Here is a 21574-nt window from a genome sequence, read left to right as displayed (position 1 = left end):
CCTCGCTTCCCCGTTTGACCTGCGTCTCCGCAGGACTCGGCGGCACCACACCTCCCTGCGTGGCCGGACAGGGTACTGCATGATCAGAAAAATCGGTGGGCGTGTTGGGAATTCTGTCCTGATTCCAGTCGTTGTTTCCTACGGATGCGGGCACCCGATCAGAGTCCGGAAGAGACCCTGAAGACAGTGACCAGCGTCCGCAGGACCACCCGCTGACCTCACCATCGCAAGGGAGCACGCATGGCAACCCGTGCCGTCGCCCGTCGTCAGTCCGCCTCCGGCGAGACGGTCGACTCGGCAAGCAGTGTTCGCGCCCATGGCGGCGAGATCGCCGACCGCGACCTGGTCGGCATGTACCTCGACGAGATCGCGCGCACGCCGCTGCTCGACGCCGCCAAGGAGGTCGAGCTGTCGCAGATCATCGAAGCGGGTGTGTTCGCACGGCAGATCCTCGACGGCCTCGAGGAGAACAAGGTGGGAGCGACCCCCGAGGAGCTCCAGGCCCTGGTCGACGAGAGCGAGCGGGCCAAGGACGTCTTCATCCGCTCCAACCTCCGCCTGGTCGTCGCCGTCGCCCGCCGGTACCCGCGCAGCGGCCTGCCGCTGCTCGACCTGATCCAGGAGGGCAACGCCGGCCTGGTCCGCGCGGTCGAGAAGTTCGACTACCGCAAGGGCTTCAAGTTCTCGACGTACGCCACCTGGTGGATCCGGCAGGCCATCACCCGGTCCATAGCCGACCAGTCGCGCACCATCCGCCTGCCCGTCCACCTGGTGGAGGAGCTGGGCCGGATCCGGCGCGTGCAGCGCGAGTTCAACCGGGAGCACGGCCGCGACGCCGAGCCCGCGGAGATCGCCGCCGAGCTCGGCTCCACGCCGGAGCGCGTCACCGACGTGCTCGACTGGGCGCGCGACCCGGTCTCGCTGAACATGTCGGTGGACGACGAGGGCGAGACCCAGTTCGGCGACCTCCTGGAGGACACCTCCGCGGTGTCGCCGGAGCAGTCGGTGATGACGCTGCTGCGCAGCGAGGAGCTGGACGACCTGATCGGCCGCCTCGACCAGCGCACGGCCTCCATCATCAAGATGCGCTACGGCATCGAGGACGGCCGCGAGCGCACGCTGACCGAGGTCGGCAAGGAGCACGGCCTGACGCGCGAGCGCATCCGCCAGATCGAGAAGCACGCGCTGCTGGAGCTGAAGAAGCTGGCCCGCAGCACCGGGTTCGACGCGGCGGCGTGACGGGCGCTCCCGTCCGCCGGCGCGGCGGACGGGCCCCGCGTGCGTCCGCCTCCGCCGCCCGTCCCGTGTGACGGCCGGGCTCCGCGCAGTCGCGTGAGGGGCGCGTGCCGCGTGCGCCGGGTGGCGGAAGACCGCGCAAACATGGCCGTAGCCCGCCGCTTCAACCCGCTGGGGCCAGGGAACAAGACCTCCGAACCCAGTATTCGACAAGCCTCCGGGGCCATGAGCCCCGCGGGCCGACCCACACGCCACGTCCCGACGCACCACCCCCCCGGCGCCGGGACTTCCCAGGCCGGGTCCGGCGCCTGTCCCCCCGGGCGCCGGACCCGGCTTCTCTTGTGCCGGGTCGTGGGTTCTCATGCCGCACACGGCTTTCGAGCCGCGCACACGAATCTCACGCCGCAACACGGCTCCTCAAGCCCGCGTAAGGCTTCTCAAGCCGCGCACACGGCTCCTCAAGCCCGCGTAAGGCTTCTCAAGCCGCGCACACGGCTTCCCAAGCCCATACGGCCACACGGCCTTTCCGTGCCGGGTCCGGCTTCTCGAGCCCGCCCACGGCTTCTCACGCCGGGTCCGGCACGGGTCGCGCTCACAGCGGGTCACCCCGGACCTGAACCCCGGGGTGGCCCGCCAGATGGCAGATTGTGCCACATGGGCATAGCCTGCCGAAGGTGAGCAGCACCACCCCGACACCGCCCCTGCCGTTCCCCGAAGACCCGGTGGCCGACGGCTCGTTGACCGCACGGCGCAAGGCGCAGACCCGCCTCCACATCGCCCGTACCGCCGCCGCCCTCTTCGTCCGGCAGGGACCGCGCGCCACCCGCGCCGAGGACATCGCCCACGCGGCCGGCGTCGCCCCGCGCACCTTCTACCGGTACTTCGCCACCAAGGAAGAGGCCATCGGCCCCCTCTACGCCATCGGCGCCCGGCGCTGGGTGGACGCGGTCCGCACCGCCCCCGCCGGGACACCGCTGCCCCGCGTGCTCGAGGAGGCCGCGCGCCACACCCTCACACCCGGCCTCGGGGTCGCCGAGGAGTCCTGGAACTGGGTGCGCACCCTCATCCGGCTCGCGGCGGACAACCCCGCGCTGAGCAGGGTGTGGGCGGAGGCCTGCCGCACCTCGGAACGGGACCTGGCGGAGGCGCTGGCCCACCGGCTGACCGACGGCCGGCCTCCGCGTCCGGACGCCGACGTCGCCGCCCGCACCCGCCTGTGCTTCGCCGCGGCCGTCGCGTGCGCGGCCGTCCGCACGGCCATGGAGAGCTGGGCGGCGGGCGACGGCCCGGCGGAGGGTCCGGAGGGCCCGGCCGCACTGGCCGCGGCCAACCTGGCGGCGCTGCGGGACTTCCCCTGGGACGCGGTGATGCCGGCGCGGGGCGGTTCCGGGAACAGGCGTCCGTCCTAGCCGGCGGCGCCCGCCGCCCCGGTCAGCCGGGCGCCCAGCTCCCGTGCCGCCTCGGCCAGTTCCGGCGGCTCCTGGACGGTGAAGGCGTGGCCCAGCAGGGCCAGACGTGCCGCTGTCCAGTCCTTGGGGTCGCTCACCGTCGTCCGCAGCCGGCAGCCGCTGTCGTCCAGCGGCTCGAGCGCGTCCCTCCAGTGCGGGAGCTGGGCCGCGACCGTCGCGACGGGCGCGGCGAACGTGACGACGAGCTCGTACGACTCGTGCGCGCGGTTCATGGACCGGCGCAGGTACTCCGCGGCGCTGCCCGTCGGCGGTTCGCGCGGTGCGAAGCGGGCGCCGGTGGCGAAGGTGTCGCCGACCCGGTCGACGCGGAACGTCCGCCAGTCCGCGCGGTCGACGTCGTAGGCGACGAGGTACCAGCGGCGGCCGGTGGACACCAGCCGGTGGGGTTCCGTCAGGCGCCGGGACTCGGTGCCGTCGGCCGCCCGGTAGGAGAACCGCAGCCGTTCGTGCCCGGCCACCGCGGACGCCATCACGGTCAGCGTCTCCGGGGCGATCGTCGCACCGTCCCCGCTGGTCAGCGGCGTCGTCGCGGCCTGGAGCGTGCTGACCCGGTGGCGCAGCCTGCCGGGCAGCACCTGCTCCAGCTTCGCCAGGGCCCGCACCGACGCCTCGTCCACGCCCTCCAGCGCGTGCCCGGCGCCGGCCCGCAGGCCGACCGCGATGGCCACCGCCTCCTCGTCGTCCAGCACCAGCGGCGGCATCGCCTTCCCGGCGACCAGCCGGTAGCCACCGTCCGAACCCATCGTCGCCCGCACGGGATAGCCGAGGTCCCGTAGCCGCTCGACGTCCCGCCGGACCGTGCGCCGGGAGACCCCGAGACGGTCGGCCAGCTCACCGCCGGGCCACTCGCGGGGCGTCTGGAGGAGGGAGAGGAGCTGGAGCAGCCGGGCCGGAGTGTCCGTCGTCATGGACCGAGCATGCCGCACCACTAGGACGGGATCCGACCTACTGTGGCCCTAGCTTCACGGACATGCATTCCACCGACCCTGCCCCCGCGCAGACGCCGCAGTCCGCCACGGACGACCGCCGGCGCTGGTTCGCGCTGGCCATCGTGATGACCGCGGCCTTCATGGACCTCGTCGACGTCACCATCGTCAACATCGCCGTCCCGTCGATCCAGCGCGACGAGGGCGCCACCTTCAGCCAGATCCAGTGGATCACCGCCGGCTACGCGCTCGCCTTCGCCGCCGGGCTGATCACCGGCGGACGGCTCGGCGACATCCACGGCCGCAAGCGGATCTTCCTCGTCGGCATCAGCGGCTTCACCGTCGCCTCCGCCCTGTGCGGCCTCGCCGTCAACCCCGAGATGCTGGTCGCCTCCCGCATCCTCCAGGGCGCCACGGCCGCGCTGATGGTGCCGCAGGTGCTCTCGATCGTGCACGCCACCTTCCCGGCACACGAACGCGGCAAGGTGTTCGGCCTGTTCGGCGCCATCGTCGGCCTGGGCGCCGTGTCCGGACCGCTGCTCGGCGCGCTGCTGACCCAGTGGAACCTGTTCGGCCTGGAGTGGCGGCCCATCTTCCTGATCAACCTGCCCGTCGGCGTCGCCGCCCTCGTCCTCGGCAGCCGCTTCATCACCGAGTCCAAGGCGCCGCGCGCCCGCACACTCGACCTGCCCGGCGCCGCCCTCGTCACGCTCGCCCTGCTCATGCTGCTCTACCCGCTCACCCGCGGCCGCGAACTGGGCTGGCCGGTGTGGGGGTACGTGTCGATGGCCGGCGCGCTCGTGGTGTTCGCGGCCCTGGTGGCGTACGAGCGGGCCAGGGGCGCCCGGGACGGGTCCCCGCTGATCGAACTGTCGCTGTTCCGGGTGAAGAGCTTCGCGGCGGGCATCGCCGTGCAGACGGTGTTCGGCGTCGGCCTCGGCGTGTTCTTCCTGGTCTGGACGCTGTACATGCAGGTCGGGCTGGGCTGGAGCGCGCTGCGCGCCGGACTGACCGGCGTGCCGTTCTCCGTCGCGGTGTCGGTGGCGGCCGCGGTGTCCGTGCAGCGACTGGTCCCGCGCTTCGGACGCAAGGTGCTCCAGACGGGCGCCCTGGTGATGGCGGCCGGCGTGCTGATCTACCTGGCGGAGGCCGAACGGTACGGACTCGGCATCACCTCCTGGCAGATGGCGCTCCCGCTGGTCGTCATGGGCGCCGGCATGGGTCTGATCGTGGCCCCGCTGACGGACGCGGTGCTGTCCGAAGTGCCGCGCGAGCACGCCGGATCGGCGTCGGGACTCATCAACACCGTGCAGCAGATGGGCCACGCGCTCGGCCTCGGCCTGGTGTCCGTGGTGTTCTTCGGCGTGGTCGACGAACGGCTCGCGCCCGCCGGGGTGGGCCCGGCCTTCGTCGACGGCTTCACTCACGCACTGGGCTGGGTGGCCGCGGTGCTCGGCGCGATCTACCTGCTGATGTTCGCCCTGCCGAAGCGTCCGGCGCAGCACGTCGAGGGCGGCGGGGGCGTCGAGGAGGCGCCGGTGACGGGGGAGAAGGAGCGGCAACTGGTGCCCTGACGGGTCCTCTCCGGTTCCCCGGCGTGCAGGTGTGCAGGGGAACGGGCCCGGCGAGGCCGCCCGCGCACCCCGCGGCTTCCGTGATCGTCGCCCTCAAGGGCCCGCGCCGTACGGTGGATCCGGCCGGCCCGGCGGCGGACGCGGACACCGCCCCGGCACCGGACCGGAGCGAGGGAACGGTCGCCGCGCAGACCTTGTGACGATGCGTCCGTTTGGGGGTGCATGGGCGGTTCATGCCTAATGCGATATAGATCACGATCATCACGATCCGGGGTACACGGCCCCGGACCGTGGTGTGTACTGGGCCGCATGGCTGAGCACGAGACCCTCTCGAGGACGACGGGCGCCACCGTCCTCACCTTGGTGGCGGTGGCCTGCGCGGCAGGCCTGGCCGACGCCCTGCGGCGCCGCGTACGCGTCCGCAGGCGCGCACGCAACCACCCCGGGGCGGAGCCCACCGCGCCGCACGCCCACCACGGCGTCCCCGTCGTCCCCCGCCAGCGGGCCACCGGCCCGAGCACCGAGACCGTACGCCTCACCGAGGCCGAACGCGACGCGTTCGCCGTCCTCGTACGGCGCCTCTCCGAAGGGGACTAGACCGCCCCCGCGCCCCGCGTCAGCGGCCCTGCGCGGCCCGGCGCTCCATCGCCCGCCGCGCGGCATCCTCACTGGCGTACACCTCGCACATGTGCCGCCCGTCCGGCGTCACCGTGTGCTCGACCTCCCACAAGGACACCTCCTCGCCGTCACCCAGCAGGAACGCGTGCTCGTAGAGCGAGAAACACAGCGCCGCACGGCCCGCCCGGGACGGACGGCCGAACGCCTGGGTGATGCGGTGCGCGCACGCCGTCGACAACAGCGCCGCCATGTCGGCGTCCGGCCGGTCCGCGTTCTCCGCCCGGCGCAGTAAGCGGCGGGCGTGGTCCGGGGAGTCGTCCGGGACGTACACGTGCCGCACCGCGGGCAGCGGGAACGAGTGCGTCGTCACCGGCAGTTCGAAGTCCGGGGTCTCCGGCGGCAACGGCAGCCGCGCCGTCGCCGTGCGCAGCTCCTCCTCGTCCGCATACACCTCGTGCTGCGGCTCGCTGCCCGGAGCGGTGTTGTGCACCAGCTCCCACAGGGTCAGCGCCGAACCGTCCGCCAGCAGCCAGGTGTGCCGGTACGTCTCCCGGTGCAGACCCGCGCTGTGGTGCGCCGAATGCAGAGAACTGTCGTGCGCCAGCGCGCAGTCCAGCCGACGGATCGTCTCGTCCGGCAGCTCGAAGGAGTTCAGGGTGCGGCCCAGGAGGCGCGCGAGATGCTCCTCCGGTGAGTCGGACGAGTCAGGTGGTTCGCACGCTGCCGTCTCGTACGGAACGCTCAAGGTTTCTCCCGGCGTTGCTGCATGTCACCTTGTGGGTGCATACCGTAGCCCCTCGGCCGGACGTCGTGTCCGGGAACCGAGAAAACGTCTGCCCGAACGACGAGCGGAACGCGCGAGAAGTTCCCGAAGAAGCCTGCCCTGGCGTGAATTGTTCCTGGTCAAACGGTACTTCCGGGGTGCGTGGGAGAGAGCGCGTGACCCGTTGTGCGCCGGTCCGCGCACGCCGGGGGTCCGCCCCCTCCCTCCCCTTCCCGCCCCCTCCCTCATCCCCTCAGCCCCACATCCTCTGACCCCCCGCCGTACAACTCCCCGTACGACGGCCACGCCCCGCCCGGACCGTCCACCGGGCCGGCGGCGCGCACCGCGCGGACGATCGCCCGGGTCACCAGATCCGCGCCCGCCGCGAGCACCTCGTTCAGCGCGAGCGGATCCTTCGCGTCCAGCGGGTGCGCGCCGGTGGCCAGGGCGAAGACGGTGTCGCCGTCGTTCAGCAGATGCACCGGGCGGACGGCGCGCGCGATGCCGTCGTGCGCGGTGCCGGCCAGTTTCTGCGCCTGTGCGCGGGTCAGATCGGCGTCGGTGGCGACCACCGCCAGCGTCGTGTTCATCGGCGGCGGGGCGTTGCGCTCGGCCGCATCCGCCAGCCGTCGCCGCGCGGCCCGGTGCACCTGCGGGTCCGGCAGACGCGGCCGCCCTCCGAAGTACTCCCCGTACAGCACCCCCGTCTCCAGGTCCACCGCCGACCCCACCGCGTTGGCCACCACCAGCGCGGCCACCGTCACCCCCGACGACACAACCGTGCTCGCCGTGCCGACCCCGCCCTTGAGCTGACCCACCACGGCGCCCGTCCCGGCACCCACACAGCCCTGCGGCACCGGCGCCCCGAGACCGGTGGCCGCTGCGGCCTCGACCGCCTCGCGGCCCAGGGCGGCGTCCGGCCGCGCCCGGAAATCCCCGCCGCGGCCCAGGTCGAAGACGCAGGCGGCCGGCACCACCGGCACCACGTGCGTGGGCTCCGGACCGACCCGCACCCCGCGCCCCTGCTCCTCCAGCCAGGCCATCACCCCGGACGCCGCGTCCAGGCCGTAGGCGCTGCCGCCGGTCAGCGCGACCGCCTCCACCCGCTGCACCAGGTTGCGCGGGTCGAGCGCGTCGGTCTCCTTCGTGCCGGGACCACCGCCGCGCACGTCCACCGCGGCGACCGCACCGCCCTCCGGGGCGAGCACCACCGTGGCGCCGGTGAGCCAGCCGTCGCCGGTCCGCGTCGCGTGCCCCACGCGCACGCCGGGCACATCCGTCAGAGCGTCAGCCTTCATGAGGGCAGTCATGCCCCCCTGGCCCCGGCCGTACCCTGGAGGCATGAGCACCGCCCCCGAGCCCCGGCCGCGCGAGCCGAAGCCCGCGCTGGTCTTCGACGACCCGCTGGACCAGCAGTCCTCCGACGACACGGACCGCGGATGGGGCGATCGCCCGTCCGGCGACAGCGCCGGCGATCTGAAGCGTTTCCTCGACGAGAAGCCGCCCCACCACATCTGACCGGAGGGCGGTCCCGCCCGGCCGGGACCGCCGGGCGGGCCACGGCGAAGCCGAACCGTGCGCCCTCGGGGTGTCCTATCGGCCGTCGCCGGTCTGCTCGCCCCCGCCGCCGGCCCGCGGGTTCCTGCCCTCGCCCTGCGCACGCTGGGCCACCAGGGCGTCGCGGATGTCCTTGAGGACCTCCAGCTCGGTGACCTCGACGACCTCGCGGGCGCCCTCCTTCGCCTTCCGGCGGGCCTCCACACGGGCCAGGTACTTCGCCATGGGCAGCACCATCAGGAAGTAGACGACGGCCGCGGTGATCAGGAACTGCAGCGTCGCGCCGAGGACCGAGCCCCACAGGATCCGCACCCCGGTCGCCGCGTCCCCGGTGCCCTCGCAGGGGCCCTTCAGGCAGGACGTGTAGCTGTCGAGGTTCTGGGTGCCGAACGCACCCACCAGCGGGTTGATGAGCCCTTCCACGATGGAGTTCACGATGTTGGTGAAGGCGGCGCCGATGACGACCGCCACCGCCAGATCGACCACGTTCCCGCGCATCAGGAAGGCCTTGAAGCCCTGCCAGAGGCTGGTCTTCTCCTGGTCGCTCACAACGGGGCCTCTTTTCTTGCGCGTAGCGTGCGGAGCAAAACGCTCCGCAACTTACGTCACGACCGAGGCGAGTTGTCCAATCGCGCCGAAGGGCGGGACGGGGCCGCCGGCCGGGGGCGACGTCCGTCGCCGCGCGCGTCACCACAGCGTCACCGCCAGCCGTGCCGTGGCGCCCGCGCCGGCCAGCTCGGCCGCCGTGCCGCGCGGCACCGACAGGACGACCAGCGCGCCCCCGTCGCCGTCCGACGGCTCCGGCACCTCCGTGACCCGCGCCCCGCGCGCGACCACCCGCGCCTCACCGCCCGACACCGTCTCCTCGGCGGCGATCACGTCCACCCGGTCACCGGGCCGCAGCAGCCGGACGGTGGCCGCGTCGGCGATCCGCACCGGCGCGGTGACCGTCGCGCCCGCGCGCCGCTGCCGTACGGGACGGTCGTCGCCGCCGGACGGCACCGGTGCTCCCGTGGCCCTGGCCGGTCCGGGGTGCCCGCGCGGCCGGTCGGTGTCCCTCGGGCCCGCCGCCACGAGCGCCGCCGCGGTCACCGCGAGCCCGACCGCCACGGCACGTCTGCGGTGCCGCGCCAGCCGGCCCGCGAGCGGCAGTGCACCGCGCACCCGCACCGGGGCGAAGTGCGGCACCTCGCACGGCGGCGGCACATCCGCCCCGTGCGGACGCGGAACGGCGGGGGAGGAGAAGGGGAACGGAGAACGACGGGACGCGGACGAAGTCGACGACATGGACGGCACCGACGGCACCGACGGCATCGGCGACACGGGCGACAGCGACACAGGACCACCACCTGGGACGAGGGACCGAACCGGCTTGCGCACCCCACGATGAAGCCCCCGGCGGAATCCCGCCGGGGGCTGTGGACGCGTCCCCGCCTGTGGAAAACCCCGCCACCCGAACGGGCACCTCCGCCCACCGGCGTCCTGGGCCCGCCCGCCCACCGGCGTCCTGGGCCCGCCCGTCCACACCGCGACGGTGACCCACCCGCCACCACGGCAGCCCACCCCGCCCAAACGGCAGTGAACGCCCCCTATGGCAGTGAACGCCCCCTATGGCAGTGAACGCCCCCTACGGCAGCGAACGCCCCCTACGGCAGCGAACACCCCCTACGGCAGCTCGACCCCCGGGTCCGTCCCGCCCAGCGCCGACGCGCACAGGCAGTCCCGTTCCTCCGTCGCCGGCAGTGCCGCCACCGTGTCGAACAGCACCCCCCGCAGCCGGTCCACGTTGGCCGCGAACACCCGCAGCACCTCGTCGTGGGAGACGCCCTCGCCCGTCTCGGCGCCGGCGTCGAGGTCGGTGACCAGGGTCAGCGAGGTGTAGCAGAGCTCCAGCTCACGGGCGAGCGCCGCCTCGGGGTGTCCGGTCATGCCCACCACCGACCAGCCCTGCGCCCGGTGCCACAGCGACTCGGCGCGGGTGGAGAAGCGGGGGCCCTCGACGACGACCAGGGTGCCGCCGTCGACCGCCTCCCAGTCCCGGCCGCGGGCCGCCTTCAGCGCGGACGCCCGCCCGGCGGGGCAGTAGGGGTCGGCCAGGGACACGTGGACGACGTTCGGGATGCTGCCGTCGGGCAGCGGCAGACCGTCGAAGTAGGTGGTGGCGCGGGACTTGGTGCGGTCCACGAGCTGGTCCGGCACCAGGAGCGTGCCCGGGCCGTACTCGGGGCGCAGGCCGCCCACCGCGCACGGGCCGAGGACCTGGCGCACGCCGACCGACCGCAGCGCCCACAGGTTGGCGCGGTAGTTGATGCGGTGCGGGGGCAGGTGGTGGCCGCGTCCGTGCCGGGGCAGGAAGGCGACCCGCCGGCCGGCCACCTCGCCGAGGAAGAGGGAGTCGCTGGGCGCCCCGTAGGGGGTGTCGACCTGGACCTCGGTCACGTCGTCGAGGAAGGAGTAGAAGCCGGATCCGCCGATCACGCCGATCTCGGCGTTCGCCATGTTCGCCATGGCCCGACCCTAGCGGCACCGGAAACGCCGGGGCCCGGTCGGCCGCCTCCCCGGACGCCGTGAGCCCTGTCACCGTCCCCCGAACGCCGAGGCCCCGAATACGCCGAGGACCCCGGCGCCGTACGACGACAGGGTCCTGCGCGGTGCGCGGGAGGCGGTTACGCCGCCGTGGTGCTCGCCGAGCTGCCGGAGGATCCGGACGAGGACGATCCGGAGCCGGAACCGGAGTCCGACGACGAGGAGCTCGACGACGAGGATCCGGAGGACTTCGACGACGCCGTGGAGGAGCTCGACGAGGAGCCGCGGCTGTCGTTGCGGTAGAAACCGGAACCCTTGAAGACGATGCCGACCGCGGAGAAGACCTTCTTCAGGCGGCCCTGGCAGGCGGGGCACTCGGTCAGGGCGTCGTCGGTGAACTTCTGCACCGCCTCGAGGCCCTCGCCGCACTCGGTGCACTGGTACTGGTAGGTCGGCACTGTCTTCCTCCTGGCACTCTCACTCAATGAGTGCTAACGACGGTCCATACTGACGCATTCCGAGGGCCTAGTCCACCGCGACGGACTCGCGGTGACCCATGCCACGTGTGACGGTACGCCCGCGCGGAGCACCCGCGAGCCGCGAGCGCAGGGCCAGCAGGGTCGCCAGGGCCAGCAGCGTGCCGCCCATCGGCACCAGGAATCCGGCGCCGTCCCACAGCCGGTCCTCGAACTGTCCGGCGACGGTGACGGCGGTGGCCTGGCCGAGCGCGACGGCGCCGGTCAGCCAGGTGAACGCCTCGGTGCGGGCGCCGGCCGGGACCAGGCTCCCGACGAGCGTGTAGCCGGTGATCAGCGCCGGCGCGATGCACATGCCGACCAGCAGGCCGAGCGCGCCCAGCAGCAGCGCCGAGTCCGCCGTCCACAGGGCGGACGCGGCGAGCGCGAGGGCGGCGTAGGCGACGATCAGGCGGCGCTGCGGGGCGGCCTTCCAGGCGATCGCGCCGCAGGCGAGGCCCGCGAGCATGTTGCCGGCGGCGAAGACGCCGTAGAGGACGCCGTTGAGGCCGGGTTCGCCGATGGACTCGGTGAACGCGGCCAGGGAGACCTGCATGCCGCCGAAGACGGAGCCGATGCCGAGGAAGGTCACGATCAGCACCCGCACGCCGGGCACGCGCAGCGCGGAGGAGTTCCGTACGCGCGCGTGGCCGTCGCCGGTCGCGGCGACCGGCGGCTGGGTGCCCTTCTGCGCGGCGAACAGCAGACCGCCGACCAGGGTGAGCGCGGCTTCGGCGACCAGGCCGGCGGACGGGTCGACCGTCGTGCACAGGGCGGTGGCGAGCAGCGGGCCGACGACGAAGGTGAACTCGTCGGTGACGGACTCGAAGGCCGTGGCGGTCGTCATCAGCGGGGAGTCCTTGAGGCGGACGCCCCAGCGGGCGCGGACCATCGGCCCGACCTGCGGCACCGAGGCGCCGGTGGGGACGGCGGCGGCGAACAGCGCCCACAGGGGCGCGCCGTTCAGCGCGAGCGCGGTGAGGGTGAGTCCGGCCGCCGCGTGCACCAGCACGCCGGGCACCAGGACGGCGCGCTGGCCGTGGCGGTCGGCGAGCCGTCCCGTGTAGGGGGCGAACAGCGCCATGGAGACGCCGGTGACGGCCGCGACGGCGCCGGCCGCGCCGTAGGAGCCGGTGGTGTGCTGGACGAGCAGCACGATGGAGAGGGTGAGCATCGCGAACGGCTGACGCGCCGCGAAGCCGGGGAGCAGGAACGTCCACGCGCCGCGGGTGCGCAGCAGGCGGCCGTATCCCGGTCGGGAGGTGGCCGCCGAGTCCTTCGACGTGGTGACCGTGGATGCCACGGCCCGTGCCTTTCCGCCACCTGGTAGCGCCCCGCGCGGGGCCGCGCGGCACGCCGAGAGCTGTCCTCTTGCGCTGACTGCGGTAGATACCGGCGCCACAGCTCGGGGCGCCCGGCCGCCATACGGTCGCGCCAGCTCTGCGTCAGGCAGAGTTGGTTCGATCTGGGGTCGCTTGCATGATACAGGGGGCAGGGGCGCGTACGCCTGCGGAAGTGAGCACTCTCTCAGCGTCCGGCCTGCGACCCCTCGGTGCCGCGGCCGGTGCCCAGCCAGCCGGCGAGCTTGCCGCCCCGGGCGACCGCGCGCAGCCGGCGCTCCGCCGCGTCCCGCACGGGGTCGGTGGCGACGACGAGGAGTTCGTCGCCGTGCCGCAGCACCGTCTCCGGCACCGGCACGAAGGACGTTCCGTCCCGCACGACGAGGGTGACGGCGGACCCGGTGGGCAGCCGCAGTTCGCCGACCTCGACGCCGTGCATCCGCGACCCCGCCGGGACGGTGACCGAGAGCAGGTGGCCGCGCAGCCGCTCCAGGGGCGCCGACTCGACGCCCAGGTCGGCCGCGCCGGAGTCGCCGAGCCGCAGCAGCCGGGCGAGAGCGGGCAGGGTCGGGCCCTGCACGAGGGTGTAGACGACGACCAGCAGGAAGACGATGTTGAAGATCCGCTCGCTGCCCCGGACGCCCTGCACCATCGGGATGGTCGCCAGGATGATGGGCACGGCGCCGCGCAGCCCCGCCCAGGACATCAGGGTCTGCTCCTGCCACGGCACCCGGAACGGCGTCAGGCACACGACGACGCTGAGCGGGCGGGCCACCACCGTCAGCACCAGCCCGACGACCAGCGCGGGCACGATGTCGTCGGCGAGTTCGTGCGGGGTGACCAGCAGGCCGAGCAGCACGAACATGCCGATTTGGGCGAGCCAGCCGAGCCCTTCGGCGAAGCCGCGGGTGGCCGGCCAGTGGGGCAGCTTGGCGTTGCCGAGCAGCATCGAGGCGAGGTAGACGGCGAGGAACCCGCTGCCGTGGGCGAGGGCGCCGGCCGCGTAGGCGGTGACCGCGATGGCCATGACGGCGATCGGGTAGAGGCCGGAGGCGGGCAGCGCCACGCGCCGCAGGCCCCAGGAGCCGAGCCAGCCGGCCGCGAGGCCGACGGCGGCGCCGATGGCCAGTTCCAGGAGGATCTCGCCGACCAGCACGTACCAGTGCTCGACCGGACCGGCCGTGGAGAAGGCCACCACCAGGATGACGACGGGGGCGTCGTTGAAGCCGGACTCGGCCTCCAGGGTGCCCCGTACCCGCGCGGGCAGCGGCACCTTCCGCAGCACCGAGAAGACGGCCGCCGCGTCCGTCGAGGACACCACCGCGCCGATGATCAGCGCCTGCCGCCAGTCCAGCCCGGTCAGCAGGTGCGCCGCGGTGGCCGTCACGCCGACGCTCACCGCGACGCCGGCCAGCGCCAGCGCGGACGCGGCGGGCAGGACGGGTCTGATCTCGGTCCACTTCGTGCCCAGTCCGCCCTCGGCGAGGATCACGACCAGGGCCGCGTAGCCGATGACCTGGGTCAGCTCGGCGTTGTCGAACTGGATGTCGCCGATGCCGTCCTGGCCGATGGCGATGCCGATGCCCAGGTACACGAGCAGGCTGGGCAGCCCGCTGCGCGAGGAGATCCGGACCGCCGCGACCGCGACGAGCAGGACGAGCGAACAGACGAGCAGGAGCTGGTTGAGGTGGTGGACAGTCAGCGGCGTTCCTTCCCGGCCCGGGCGCACCCCTGCAGGGAGCGCGTGTCCGTCGCGGGCGACGCGCCCGCTTCCGGGCGGACCGCTTCGATGTCACGGCGCATCGATGTCACGGCGAACTACTTCGTTACCTTACCTAACTCTTGACGCGTTCTTGACGCGGAGAACGGCAAGATCGAACGCCCGTCCGGGCTGGTTCCCCACTCCGCGTCAAGGGGCGCGGGGCCCTGCGCCTATCGTTGCTCCAGCGCTCAGTTAAAAGCACAGCCTCGACCTGCCGCTCGCGTTAGGACAGCAAGGACAGCGATGCCCACCGACACCACCGCCTCCACGGGTCAGCAGGCCGGCACGTCCGGCAGGAAGAAGGGGCGCAAAGCCCGTCTGGTCGTGCTCGTCCTGGTGCTGGCCCTCATCGGAGGCGTCGCCTACGGGGCGTACTGGTCCGTCAGCACCGTGCGCGCCTCCTTCCCGCAGACCACGGGGACGATCACCCTCCAGGGACTGTCCGGTCCCGTCGACGTCAAACGCGACGGCAACGGCATCCCGCAGATCTACGCCTCCTCCGACGAGGACCTGTTCATGGCGCAGGGCTACGTCCAGGCGCAGGACCGCTTCTACGAGATGGACGTGCGCCGGCACATGACGTCGGGCCGGCTGTCGGAGATGTTCGGCGCGGGCCAGGTCGACAACGACGCGTTCCTGCGCACCCTCGGCTGGGACCGGATCGCGAAGCAGGAGTACGAGGAGAAGCTCGCCCCCGCCACCAAGAAGTACCTCCAGGCGTACGCCAAGGGCGTCAACGCCTACCTGGAGGGCAAGGAGGGCGAGGAGATCTCCCTGGAGTACGCGGCGCTGGGCTTCGAGAACGACTACGCCCCGGGCGAGTGGACGCCGGTCGACTCCGTGGCCTGGCTGAAGGCGATGGCCTGGGACCTGCGCGGCAACATGCAGGACGAGATCGACCGGGCGCTGCTGACCAGCCGTCTCGGCCCGAAGCAGATCGCCGACCTGTACCCGTCGTACCCCTACAGCCGGAACAAGCCGGTCATCCAGGAGGGCGGCTACGACGAGAACAGCGGCACCTTCGAGGCCGGGGGCGGCTCGGGCGACGGCGGCGGCGACGGCGACGGGTCCGGCTCCGGCTCCGGGGACGGCACCGGTGCGGGCGACGGTTTCGACGACGGCACCGGTACGGGTGACGGCACCGGCGACGGCACCGGCGCGGAGATCGGCAACGGTGCGGAGACGGATGGTTCCGGCTTCGAGAGCCAGCTCACCGGGCTGCAGCGGGTGCTGGAGGACCTGCCCGTCGCGGTCGGCGTCAACGGCGACGGCATCGGCTCCAACTCCTGGGTCGTCTCCGGCGAGCACACCGTCTCCGGCAAGCCGCTGCTCGCCAACGACCCGCACCTGTCGGCCTCGCTGCCGTCCGTCTGGTACCAGATGGGCCTGCACTGCCGCAGCGTCTCCGACAAGTGCCGCTACGACGTCACCGGTTACACCTTCGCGGGCATGCCCGGAGTGATAATCGGCCACAACCAGGACATCGCCTGGGGCCTGACCAACTCCGGGGTCGACGTCACCGACCTGTACCTGGAGAAGATCACCGGCGACGGCTACCAGTACGGCGACAAGGTGGTGCCGTTCGAGACGCGCGAGGAGACCATCAAGGTCGCCGGCGGCGCCTCGCGGAAGATCGTCGTCCGTGAGACCGGCAACGGCCCGCTGCTGTCGGACCGTTCCGACGACCTGGTGAAGACCGGCAAGAAGGCCACCGTCGACCGCGCGGCCCCCGACCGGGGCGACGGCTACGCCGTGTCGCTGCGCTGGACCGCCCTGGACCCCGGCCGCACCATGGACGCCGTCTTCGCGATCAACCGCGCCAAGGACTGGGACGACTTCCGCGAGGCCGCCGAGCTGTTCGAGGTGCCCTCGCAGAACCTCGTCTACGCGGACACCGACAACCACATCGGCTACACCCTGCCCGGGAGGATCCCGGTCCGGGCGGAGGACCACGACGGTTCGGTGCCCGCCCCCGGCTGGGACCCCGACTACGAGTGGACCGGCTGGATCGAGCAGGACGAACTGCCCTACGAGTACGACCCGGAGCGCGGCTACATCGTCACCGCCAACCAGGCCGTCGTCGACGAGGACTACCCGTACACGCTGACCACGGACTGGGGGTACGGCGCCCGCAGCCAGCGGATCGACGACCTGATCCAGTCGAAGATCAAGGACGGCGGGAAGATCTCCACCGACGACATGCGGCAGATGCAGCTGGACAACTCCAGCTCCATCGCCAAGCTGCTGGTCCCCGAACTGCTCAAGATCGACATCGACGACGAGCACGTGCGCGAGGCGCAGAAGCTGCTGGAGGGCTGGGACTACACCCAGGACGCCGACTCGGCCGCCGCCGCGTACTTCAACTCCGTCTGGCGCAACATCCTCAAGCTCTCCTTCGGCCACAAGCTGCCCAAGGAACTGCGGGTGAAGGGCCAGTGCCTGTGGGTCGACCCGGTCGACACCACCGGCCCGGCCGACGAGGCGCGCAAGGTCCGCGAATGCGGCCAGCGCGCCGCGGACCAGGCGCAGCCGGACGGCGGCGACCGCTGGTTCGAGGTGGTCCGCCGGCTGATGGCCGACGAGGACAGCGAGTGGTGGACCACGCCGAAGCGCGGCACCCGGCCCGCCGCGGCCAACCGCGACCAGCTGTTCGAGCGGGCCATGATCGACGCCCGGTGGGAGCTGACCGCCAAGCTCGGCAAGGACATCGACACCTGGAGCTGGGGCCGGCTGCACCGCCTGTTCCTGGACAACCAGACGCTCGGCACCGAGGGCCCCGGCTTCGTGAAGTACGTGCTCAACCGCGGCCCGTGGAAGCTCGGCGGCGGCGAGGCCACCGTCAACGCCACCGGCTGGAACGCCGCCGGCGGCTACGGCGTGGTGTGGGTGCCGTCCATGCGGATGGTGGTCAACCTCGACGACCTCGACAAGTCCCGCTGGATCAACCTCACCGGCGCCTCCGGCCACGCCTACAACGACCACTACGTCGACCAGACGGACAAGTGGGCCGAGGGCGAACTGCTGGAGTGGGCCTACTCGGAGAAGGCGGTCGAGGACGCCACCACCGACACCCTGGTGCTCGAGCCCTGACCCGCCGCCGCGCACCGCGGACCCGGCGGCCGGCCTCCACGCGCGCGTGGAGGCCGGTCCGCGTCTTCAGGGGCTTTCCGGCGGGTGCGGCACGGGAGGGCCGAACCGGCGCACCCCGGACGGTGTCACCACCGCGTGCACCGGCCGGTCGTGCGGCTCCTCGGGGACCCGTTCGACGACCTCCCAGTCGTACAGCAGCACCACCAGCGCCGGACGGACGCCGGCGCGGTCGAGGCGGGCGAGGACCCGGTCGTAGGAGCCGCCGCCGCGGCCCAGCCGCATGCCGCGGGCGTCCACCGACAGGCCCGGCAGCAGCACGGCGTCCGCCTCCGTCACGGCGTCGGGCCCCAGGCGCTCCCCGGCCGGCTCCAGCAGGGTCATCCGCCCGCCGCCGTGACGCGCCGGCCGCAGGGAGTCCGGCCCCCGGTACACGCCCCACGCCAGGTCGTTGTCCGGCAGCAGGGCGGGCAGCAGGACGCGCACGCCCCGCGCGCGCAGCGCGTCCAGCAGGGCGGGGGTGCCTGGTTCGCTTCCCACCGAGACGTACGCGGCCACCGTGCGCGCCCCGGCCAGCTCGGGCAGCGCGAGCGCCCGGCGGGCCAGGGCGTCGGCGTGTCCCTGAACGTCATCGGCCGTCAACCCGTACCTCACCCGGAGGACTTCGCGTCGTCGTGTGCGCTTGTCAGGTTCGGGCTGGCTCTGGTTCTGTCTCAACTCGATTCCCGTACTGTTTTAATGTGCTCATATGAGCATTTCTTCGGCGGAGCTGCAGATTCAGGGCAAAGACACCAGCTAGGGTGTCCGCCATGTCTCAGTCACACCCGCGGATCAGCAAGGCTGTCATCCCCGCCGCCGGCCTCGGCACCCGGTTCCTGCCGGCCACGAAGGCCACGCCCAAGGAGATGCTGCCGGTGGTCGACAAGCCGGCGATCCAGTACGTGGTCGAAGAGGCCGTCGCCGCCGGCCTGGACGACGTCCTCATGGTGACGGGCCGCAACAAGCGCCCCCTCGAGGACCACTTCGACCGCAACTACGAACTCGAGTCCGCGCTCGAGAAGAAGGGCGACGGCGAGCGCCTCGCCAAGGTCCAGGAGTCCAGCGACCTCGCCACCATGCACTACGTCCGCCAGGGCGACCCCAAGGGCCTCGGCCACGCCGTGCTGTGCGCCGCCCCGCACGTCGGTGACGAACCCTTCGCCGTCCTCCTCGGCGACGACCTCATCGACCCGCGCGACCCGCTCCTCCAGCGCATGATCGAGGTCCAGCAGCAGCACGGCGGCAGCGTCGTCGCGCTGATGCGGGTGGCCCCCGAACAGATCCACCTCTACGGCTCGGCCGCCGTCGAGGCCACCGCGGACGACGACGTCGTCCGGCTCAGCGGCCTGGTCGAGAAGCCCTCCCGCGAGGAGGCGCCCTCCCCCTACGCCATCATCGGCCGCTACGTCCTCGACCCGGCCGTCTTCGACGTGCTGGGCAAGACCGAGCCCGGCCGCGGCGGCGAGATCCAGCTGACCGACGCCCTCCAGCAGCTCGCCGCGGACGCCACCCTCGGCGGCCCGGTGCACGGCGTCGTCTTCCGGGGCCGCCGCTATGACACCGGCGACCGCGGCGACTACCTGCGTGCCATTGTCCGGCTCGCATGCGAACGTGAGGACCTGGGACCGGACTTCCGGACCTGGCTCCAGCGATTCGTCACCGAGGAGATGCAGCAACGTTGAGCAGCGCCGCGCCCCGCACCGCAGAACCGGACCGCCTCTGGTCGGTGGACGAGCACCTGGACGACATCCTCGCGACCGTCCGCCCGCTCGAACCCATCGAGCTGAACCTCCTCGACGCACAGGGCTGCGTCCTCGTCGAGGACGTCACGGCGCCGGTCTCCCTGCCCCCCTTCGACAACAGTTCGATGGACGGCTACGCGGTGCGGGTCGCCGACGTCGCGGGCGCGAGCGAGCGGTACCCGGCCTCCCTGGAGGTCGTCGGCGACGTCGCGGCCGGCGCGGCCGATCCCGTCCACGTCGGCCCCGGACAGGCCGCCCGCATCATGACCGGCGCCCCGCTGCCGCCCGGCGCCGAGACCGTCGTCCCCGTGGAGTGGACCGACGGCGGACTCGGACAGGGCCCCGCCGCCGGGATGCGCGCCCGCAGCCTCGCCCCCGACGGCGCCACCGGACAGGTCGCCGTGCACCGCCCCGCGCCCGCCCGCGCGCACGTCCGCGCCCAGGGCGGCGACGTCCGGGCCGGCGACCGCGTCCTGGAGGCCGGCACCGTCCTCGGCCCGCCGCAGATCTCCCTGCTCGCCGCCGTCGGCCGCGGCACGGTCCGGGTGCGCCCCCGCCCGCGCGTGGTGGTCCTCTCCACCGGCAGCGAACTCGTCCAGCCCGACGAGGCACTGCGCCCCGGCCGGATCTACGACTCCAACAGCTTCGCCCTGACCGCCGCCGCCCGGGACGCCGGCGCCCTCGCCTACCGCGTGGGCGCCGTCGCCGACGACGCCGCGACCCTCCGCGACACCATCGAGGACCAGCTCGTCCGCGCCGACCTCATGGTCACCTCCGGCGGCGTCAGCGTCGGGGCGTACGACGTCGTCAAGGAGGCGCTGGCGCACGCGGGCGACGAGGACGAGCCCGGCAGCGGCGTGGAGTTCCGCCGCCTCGCCATGCAGCCGGGCAAACCCCAGGGCTTCGGCTCCATCGGCCCCGACCACACCCCGCTGCTCGCCCTGCCCGGCAACCCGGTCTCCTCCTACGTCTCCTTCGAGCTCTTCGTCCGCCCCGCCATCCGCACCCTGATGGGGCTCGAGGACGTCCACCGGCCGCGGGTCCGCGCCGAACTGACCGCCGAGAAGGCGCTGACCTCGCCGAAGGGCCGCCGCCAGTTCCTGCGCGGCCGGTACGCCGACGGCACGGTCACGCCCGTCGGCGGGGCCGGCTCGCACCTGATCGCCGCCCTCGCGCGGGCGAACGCGCTCATCGTGGTCCCCGAGGACGTCGAGGACGTGGCGCCGGGCACCGAGGTCGAGGTGGTCCTGCTCGGCTGAGCACCGCCCTTTGGCGGTAGCGTGTCGCGCACAGCAGGCCCGTGCCCCGCACCCCGACGGGCCACGACCGGGAGCGCCACACGATCATGACCGTGCCTTCCCGGGGGGACACCCCCGGCACCTTTGACGACCAGTCCCGTCTGACCCACATCGACGAGGCGGGCGCCGCCCGCATGGTCGACGTGTCCGGCAAGGACGTCACCGCGCGCACCGCACGGGCCACCGGCCGCGTGCTCGTCGCGCCCCGCGTGGTCGAGCTGCTGCGCGGCGAGGGCGTGCCCAAGGGCGACGCGCTCGCCACCGCGCGCATCGCGGGCATCATGGGCGCCAAACGCACCCCCGACCTGATCCCGCTGTGCCACCCCCTGGCGCTGTCCGGTGTGAGACTGGACCTGTCGGTCGCGGACGACGCCGTGGAGATCGCGGCGACCGTGCGGACGACGGACCGCACGGGCGTCGAGATGGAGGCGCTCACCGCGGTGTCCGTGGCCGCGCTCACCGTGATCGACATGGTCAAGGCGGTCGACAAGGAGGCGGTCATCACGGACGTGCGGGTGGAGGAGAAGACGGGCGGCAGGTCGGGCGACTGGAGCCGGTCATGACGCTTGACGCGACCGTCGGCGGCGCGCTGCTCGCCCCGTACAGCGCGCTCGTGGTCACGGCGTCCAACCGGGCCGCCGCCGGCGTCTACGCGGACACGGGCGGCCCCTTGATCGCCGAGGGCCTGAAGCGGTTCGGCTTCACCGTCGACGGCCCGCGGGTGGTCCCCGACGGCGATCCCGTGGAGGCCGCCCTGCGCGCGGCCGTCGACGCCGGATACGACGTCGTCGTCACCACCGGCGGCACCGGCGTCTCGCCCACCGACCGCACCCCCGAGGCCACCCGCCGGGTGATCGACCGCGAGATCCCCGGCATCGCGGAGGCCATCCGCGCGTACGGCCGGGACAAGGTGCCCACCGCCGCCCTCTCCCGGGGCCTCGCGGGAGTCGCGGGCGGCACGCTGATCGTCAACCTCCCCGGCTCCAGCGGCGGGGTGAAGGACGGCCTCGCCGTCCTGGAGCCGCTGCTGAAGCACGCCGTGGACCAGCTGCGCGGCGGGGACCACCCCCGCCCGGACACCGGTGCCGGAGGTGCGCGCTGAACCCCCCGTACTGGCCGGTG

Annotated in this window: 20 protein-coding genes; 10 read left to right on the top strand and 10 right to left on the bottom strand. The window is 73.1% G+C overall.

The window, feature by feature from the left end:
• The first annotated feature begins 240 nt into the window (after positions 1–240).
• Positions 241–1239 (top strand): sigma-70 family RNA polymerase sigma factor, encoded by a 999-nt coding sequence (locus ACWH4W_RS03660; RefSeq protein ID WP_473074409.1) that lies wholly within the window; start codon positions 241–243, stop codon positions 1237–1239.
• A 671-nt stretch (positions 1240–1910) separates the two neighbouring features.
• Complete coding sequence (locus ACWH4W_RS03655; protein WP_473074408.1) at positions 1911–2645, top strand: TetR/AcrR family transcriptional regulator; 735 nt, start codon at positions 1911–1913, stop codon at positions 2643–2645.
• Here ACWH4W_RS03655 and ACWH4W_RS03650 read toward each other — a convergent pair.
• Positions 2642–3613, bottom strand: a complete 972-nt coding sequence (locus tag ACWH4W_RS03650) for a helix-turn-helix transcriptional regulator (protein WP_473074407.1) — start codon at positions 3611–3613, stop codon at positions 2642–2644. The genes ACWH4W_RS03655 and ACWH4W_RS03650 overlap by 4 nt on opposite strands.
• 62 nt (positions 3614–3675) lie before the next feature.
• Here ACWH4W_RS03650 and ACWH4W_RS03645 point away from each other — a divergent pair, with 62 nt between their 5' ends.
• On the top strand, positions 3676–5205 hold the full coding sequence (locus ACWH4W_RS03645) for an MFS transporter (protein WP_473074406.1): 1530 nt from the start codon (positions 3676–3678) through the stop codon (positions 5203–5205).
• 309 nt (positions 5206–5514) lie between these two features.
• Entirely contained in the window at positions 5515–5802 is a 288-nt protein-coding gene (locus tag ACWH4W_RS03640; protein ID WP_473074405.1) for a hypothetical protein, read from the top strand.
• A gap of 19 nt (positions 5803–5821) precedes the next feature.
• Here ACWH4W_RS03640 and ACWH4W_RS03635 read toward each other — a convergent pair whose 3' ends face one another.
• Both ACWH4W_RS03635 and ACWH4W_RS03630 read right to left on the bottom strand, forming a co-directional pair.
• Positions 5822–6568 carry a DUF6227 family protein gene (locus tag ACWH4W_RS03635; RefSeq protein WP_473074404.1) on the bottom strand — a complete coding sequence of 249 codons (747 nt, stop codon included), beginning with the start codon at positions 6566–6568 and terminating at the stop codon, positions 5822–5824.
• Between the two features lie 263 nt (positions 6569–6831).
• On the bottom strand, positions 6832–7884 hold the full coding sequence (locus ACWH4W_RS03630) for a P1 family peptidase (RefSeq protein ID WP_473074403.1): 1053 nt from the start codon (positions 7882–7884) through the stop codon (positions 6832–6834).
• A 43-nt stretch (positions 7885–7927) separates the two neighbouring features.
• Between ACWH4W_RS03630 and ACWH4W_RS03625 the strand changes: the two genes are divergently transcribed.
• Complete coding sequence (locus ACWH4W_RS03625) at positions 7928–8104, top strand: hypothetical protein (protein WP_473074402.1); 177 nt, start codon at positions 7928–7930, stop codon at positions 8102–8104.
• 75 nt (positions 8105–8179) lie between these two features.
• On the opposite strand, the gene mscL is transcribed toward ACWH4W_RS03625, so the two are convergent.
• The 6 genes from mscL to ACWH4W_RS03595 all read right to left on the bottom strand — a co-directional run bounded on the left by mscL (position 8180) and on the right by ACWH4W_RS03595 (position 14253).
• Entirely contained in the window at positions 8180–8692 is a 513-nt protein-coding gene (gene mscL, locus ACWH4W_RS03620) for a large conductance mechanosensitive channel protein MscL (protein WP_473074401.1), read from the bottom strand.
• Between the two features lie 138 nt (positions 8693–8830).
• Complete coding sequence (locus ACWH4W_RS03615) at positions 8831–9430, bottom strand: hypothetical protein (protein WP_473074400.1); 600 nt, start codon at positions 9428–9430, stop codon at positions 8831–8833.
• A gap of 378 nt (positions 9431–9808) precedes the next feature.
• Positions 9809–10642: an S-methyl-5'-thioadenosine phosphorylase gene (locus ACWH4W_RS03610; protein ID WP_473077404.1), complete on the bottom strand. Its 834-nt coding sequence runs from the start codon at positions 10640–10642 to the stop codon at positions 9809–9811.
• A gap of 167 nt (positions 10643–10809) precedes the next feature.
• Positions 10810–11127 carry an FmdB family zinc ribbon protein gene (locus tag ACWH4W_RS03605; protein ID WP_473074399.1) on the bottom strand — a complete coding sequence of 106 codons (318 nt, stop codon included), beginning with the start codon at positions 11125–11127 and terminating at the stop codon, positions 10810–10812.
• Positions 11128–11194: 67 nt separating this feature from the next.
• Positions 11195–12487 (bottom strand): MFS transporter, encoded by a 1293-nt coding sequence (locus tag ACWH4W_RS03600; protein ID WP_473074398.1) that lies wholly within the window; start codon positions 12485–12487, stop codon positions 11195–11197.
• Positions 12488–12711: 224 nt separating this feature from the next.
• Entirely contained in the window at positions 12712–14253 is a 1542-nt protein-coding gene (locus ACWH4W_RS03595) for a potassium/proton antiporter (RefSeq protein ID WP_473074397.1), read from the bottom strand.
• A gap of 276 nt (positions 14254–14529) precedes the next feature.
• On the opposite strand from ACWH4W_RS03595, the gene ACWH4W_RS03590 reads away from it, so the two are divergent.
• The gene (locus ACWH4W_RS03590; protein ID WP_473074396.1) at positions 14530–17376 is read left to right on the top strand and encodes a penicillin acylase family protein; all 2847 of its coding nucleotides are present in this window, start codon (positions 14530–14532) and stop codon (positions 17374–17376) included.
• Positions 17377–17442: 66 nt separating this feature from the next.
• Here ACWH4W_RS03590 and ACWH4W_RS03585 read toward each other — a convergent pair whose 3' ends face one another.
• Positions 17443–18015: a 5-formyltetrahydrofolate cyclo-ligase gene (locus tag ACWH4W_RS03585; protein ID WP_473074395.1), complete on the bottom strand. Its 573-nt coding sequence runs from the start codon at positions 18013–18015 to the stop codon at positions 17443–17445.
• Between the two features lie 167 nt (positions 18016–18182).
• Here ACWH4W_RS03585 and galU point away from each other — a divergent pair, with 167 nt between their 5' ends.
• The 4 genes from galU to ACWH4W_RS03565 all read left to right on the top strand — a co-directional run bounded on the left by galU (position 18183) and on the right by ACWH4W_RS03565 (position 21554).
• Positions 18183–19094, top strand: coding sequence for a UTP--glucose-1-phosphate uridylyltransferase GalU (gene galU / locus ACWH4W_RS03580; RefSeq protein WP_473074394.1), 912 nt, complete (start codon positions 18183–18185; stop codon positions 19092–19094).
• Entirely contained in the window at positions 19091–20413 is a 1323-nt protein-coding gene (glp, locus tag ACWH4W_RS03575) for a molybdotransferase-like divisome protein Glp (protein WP_473074393.1), read from the top strand. The genes galU and glp overlap by 4 nt, the downstream gene beginning before the upstream one ends.
• 86 nt (positions 20414–20499) lie before the next feature.
• Entirely contained in the window at positions 20500–21015 is a 516-nt protein-coding gene (moaC, locus tag ACWH4W_RS03570) for a cyclic pyranopterin monophosphate synthase MoaC (protein WP_473074392.1), read from the top strand.
• Entirely contained in the window at positions 21012–21554 is a 543-nt protein-coding gene (locus ACWH4W_RS03565; protein ID WP_473074391.1) for a MogA/MoaB family molybdenum cofactor biosynthesis protein, read from the top strand. The genes moaC and ACWH4W_RS03565 overlap by 4 nt, the downstream gene beginning before the upstream one ends.
• The last annotated feature ends 20 nt before the right edge of the window (positions 21555–21574 follow it).

This window comes from Streptomyces sp. DSM 120436, assembly GCF_055778765.1.
This window is presented reverse-complemented; position numbering and strand designations above follow the sequence as displayed.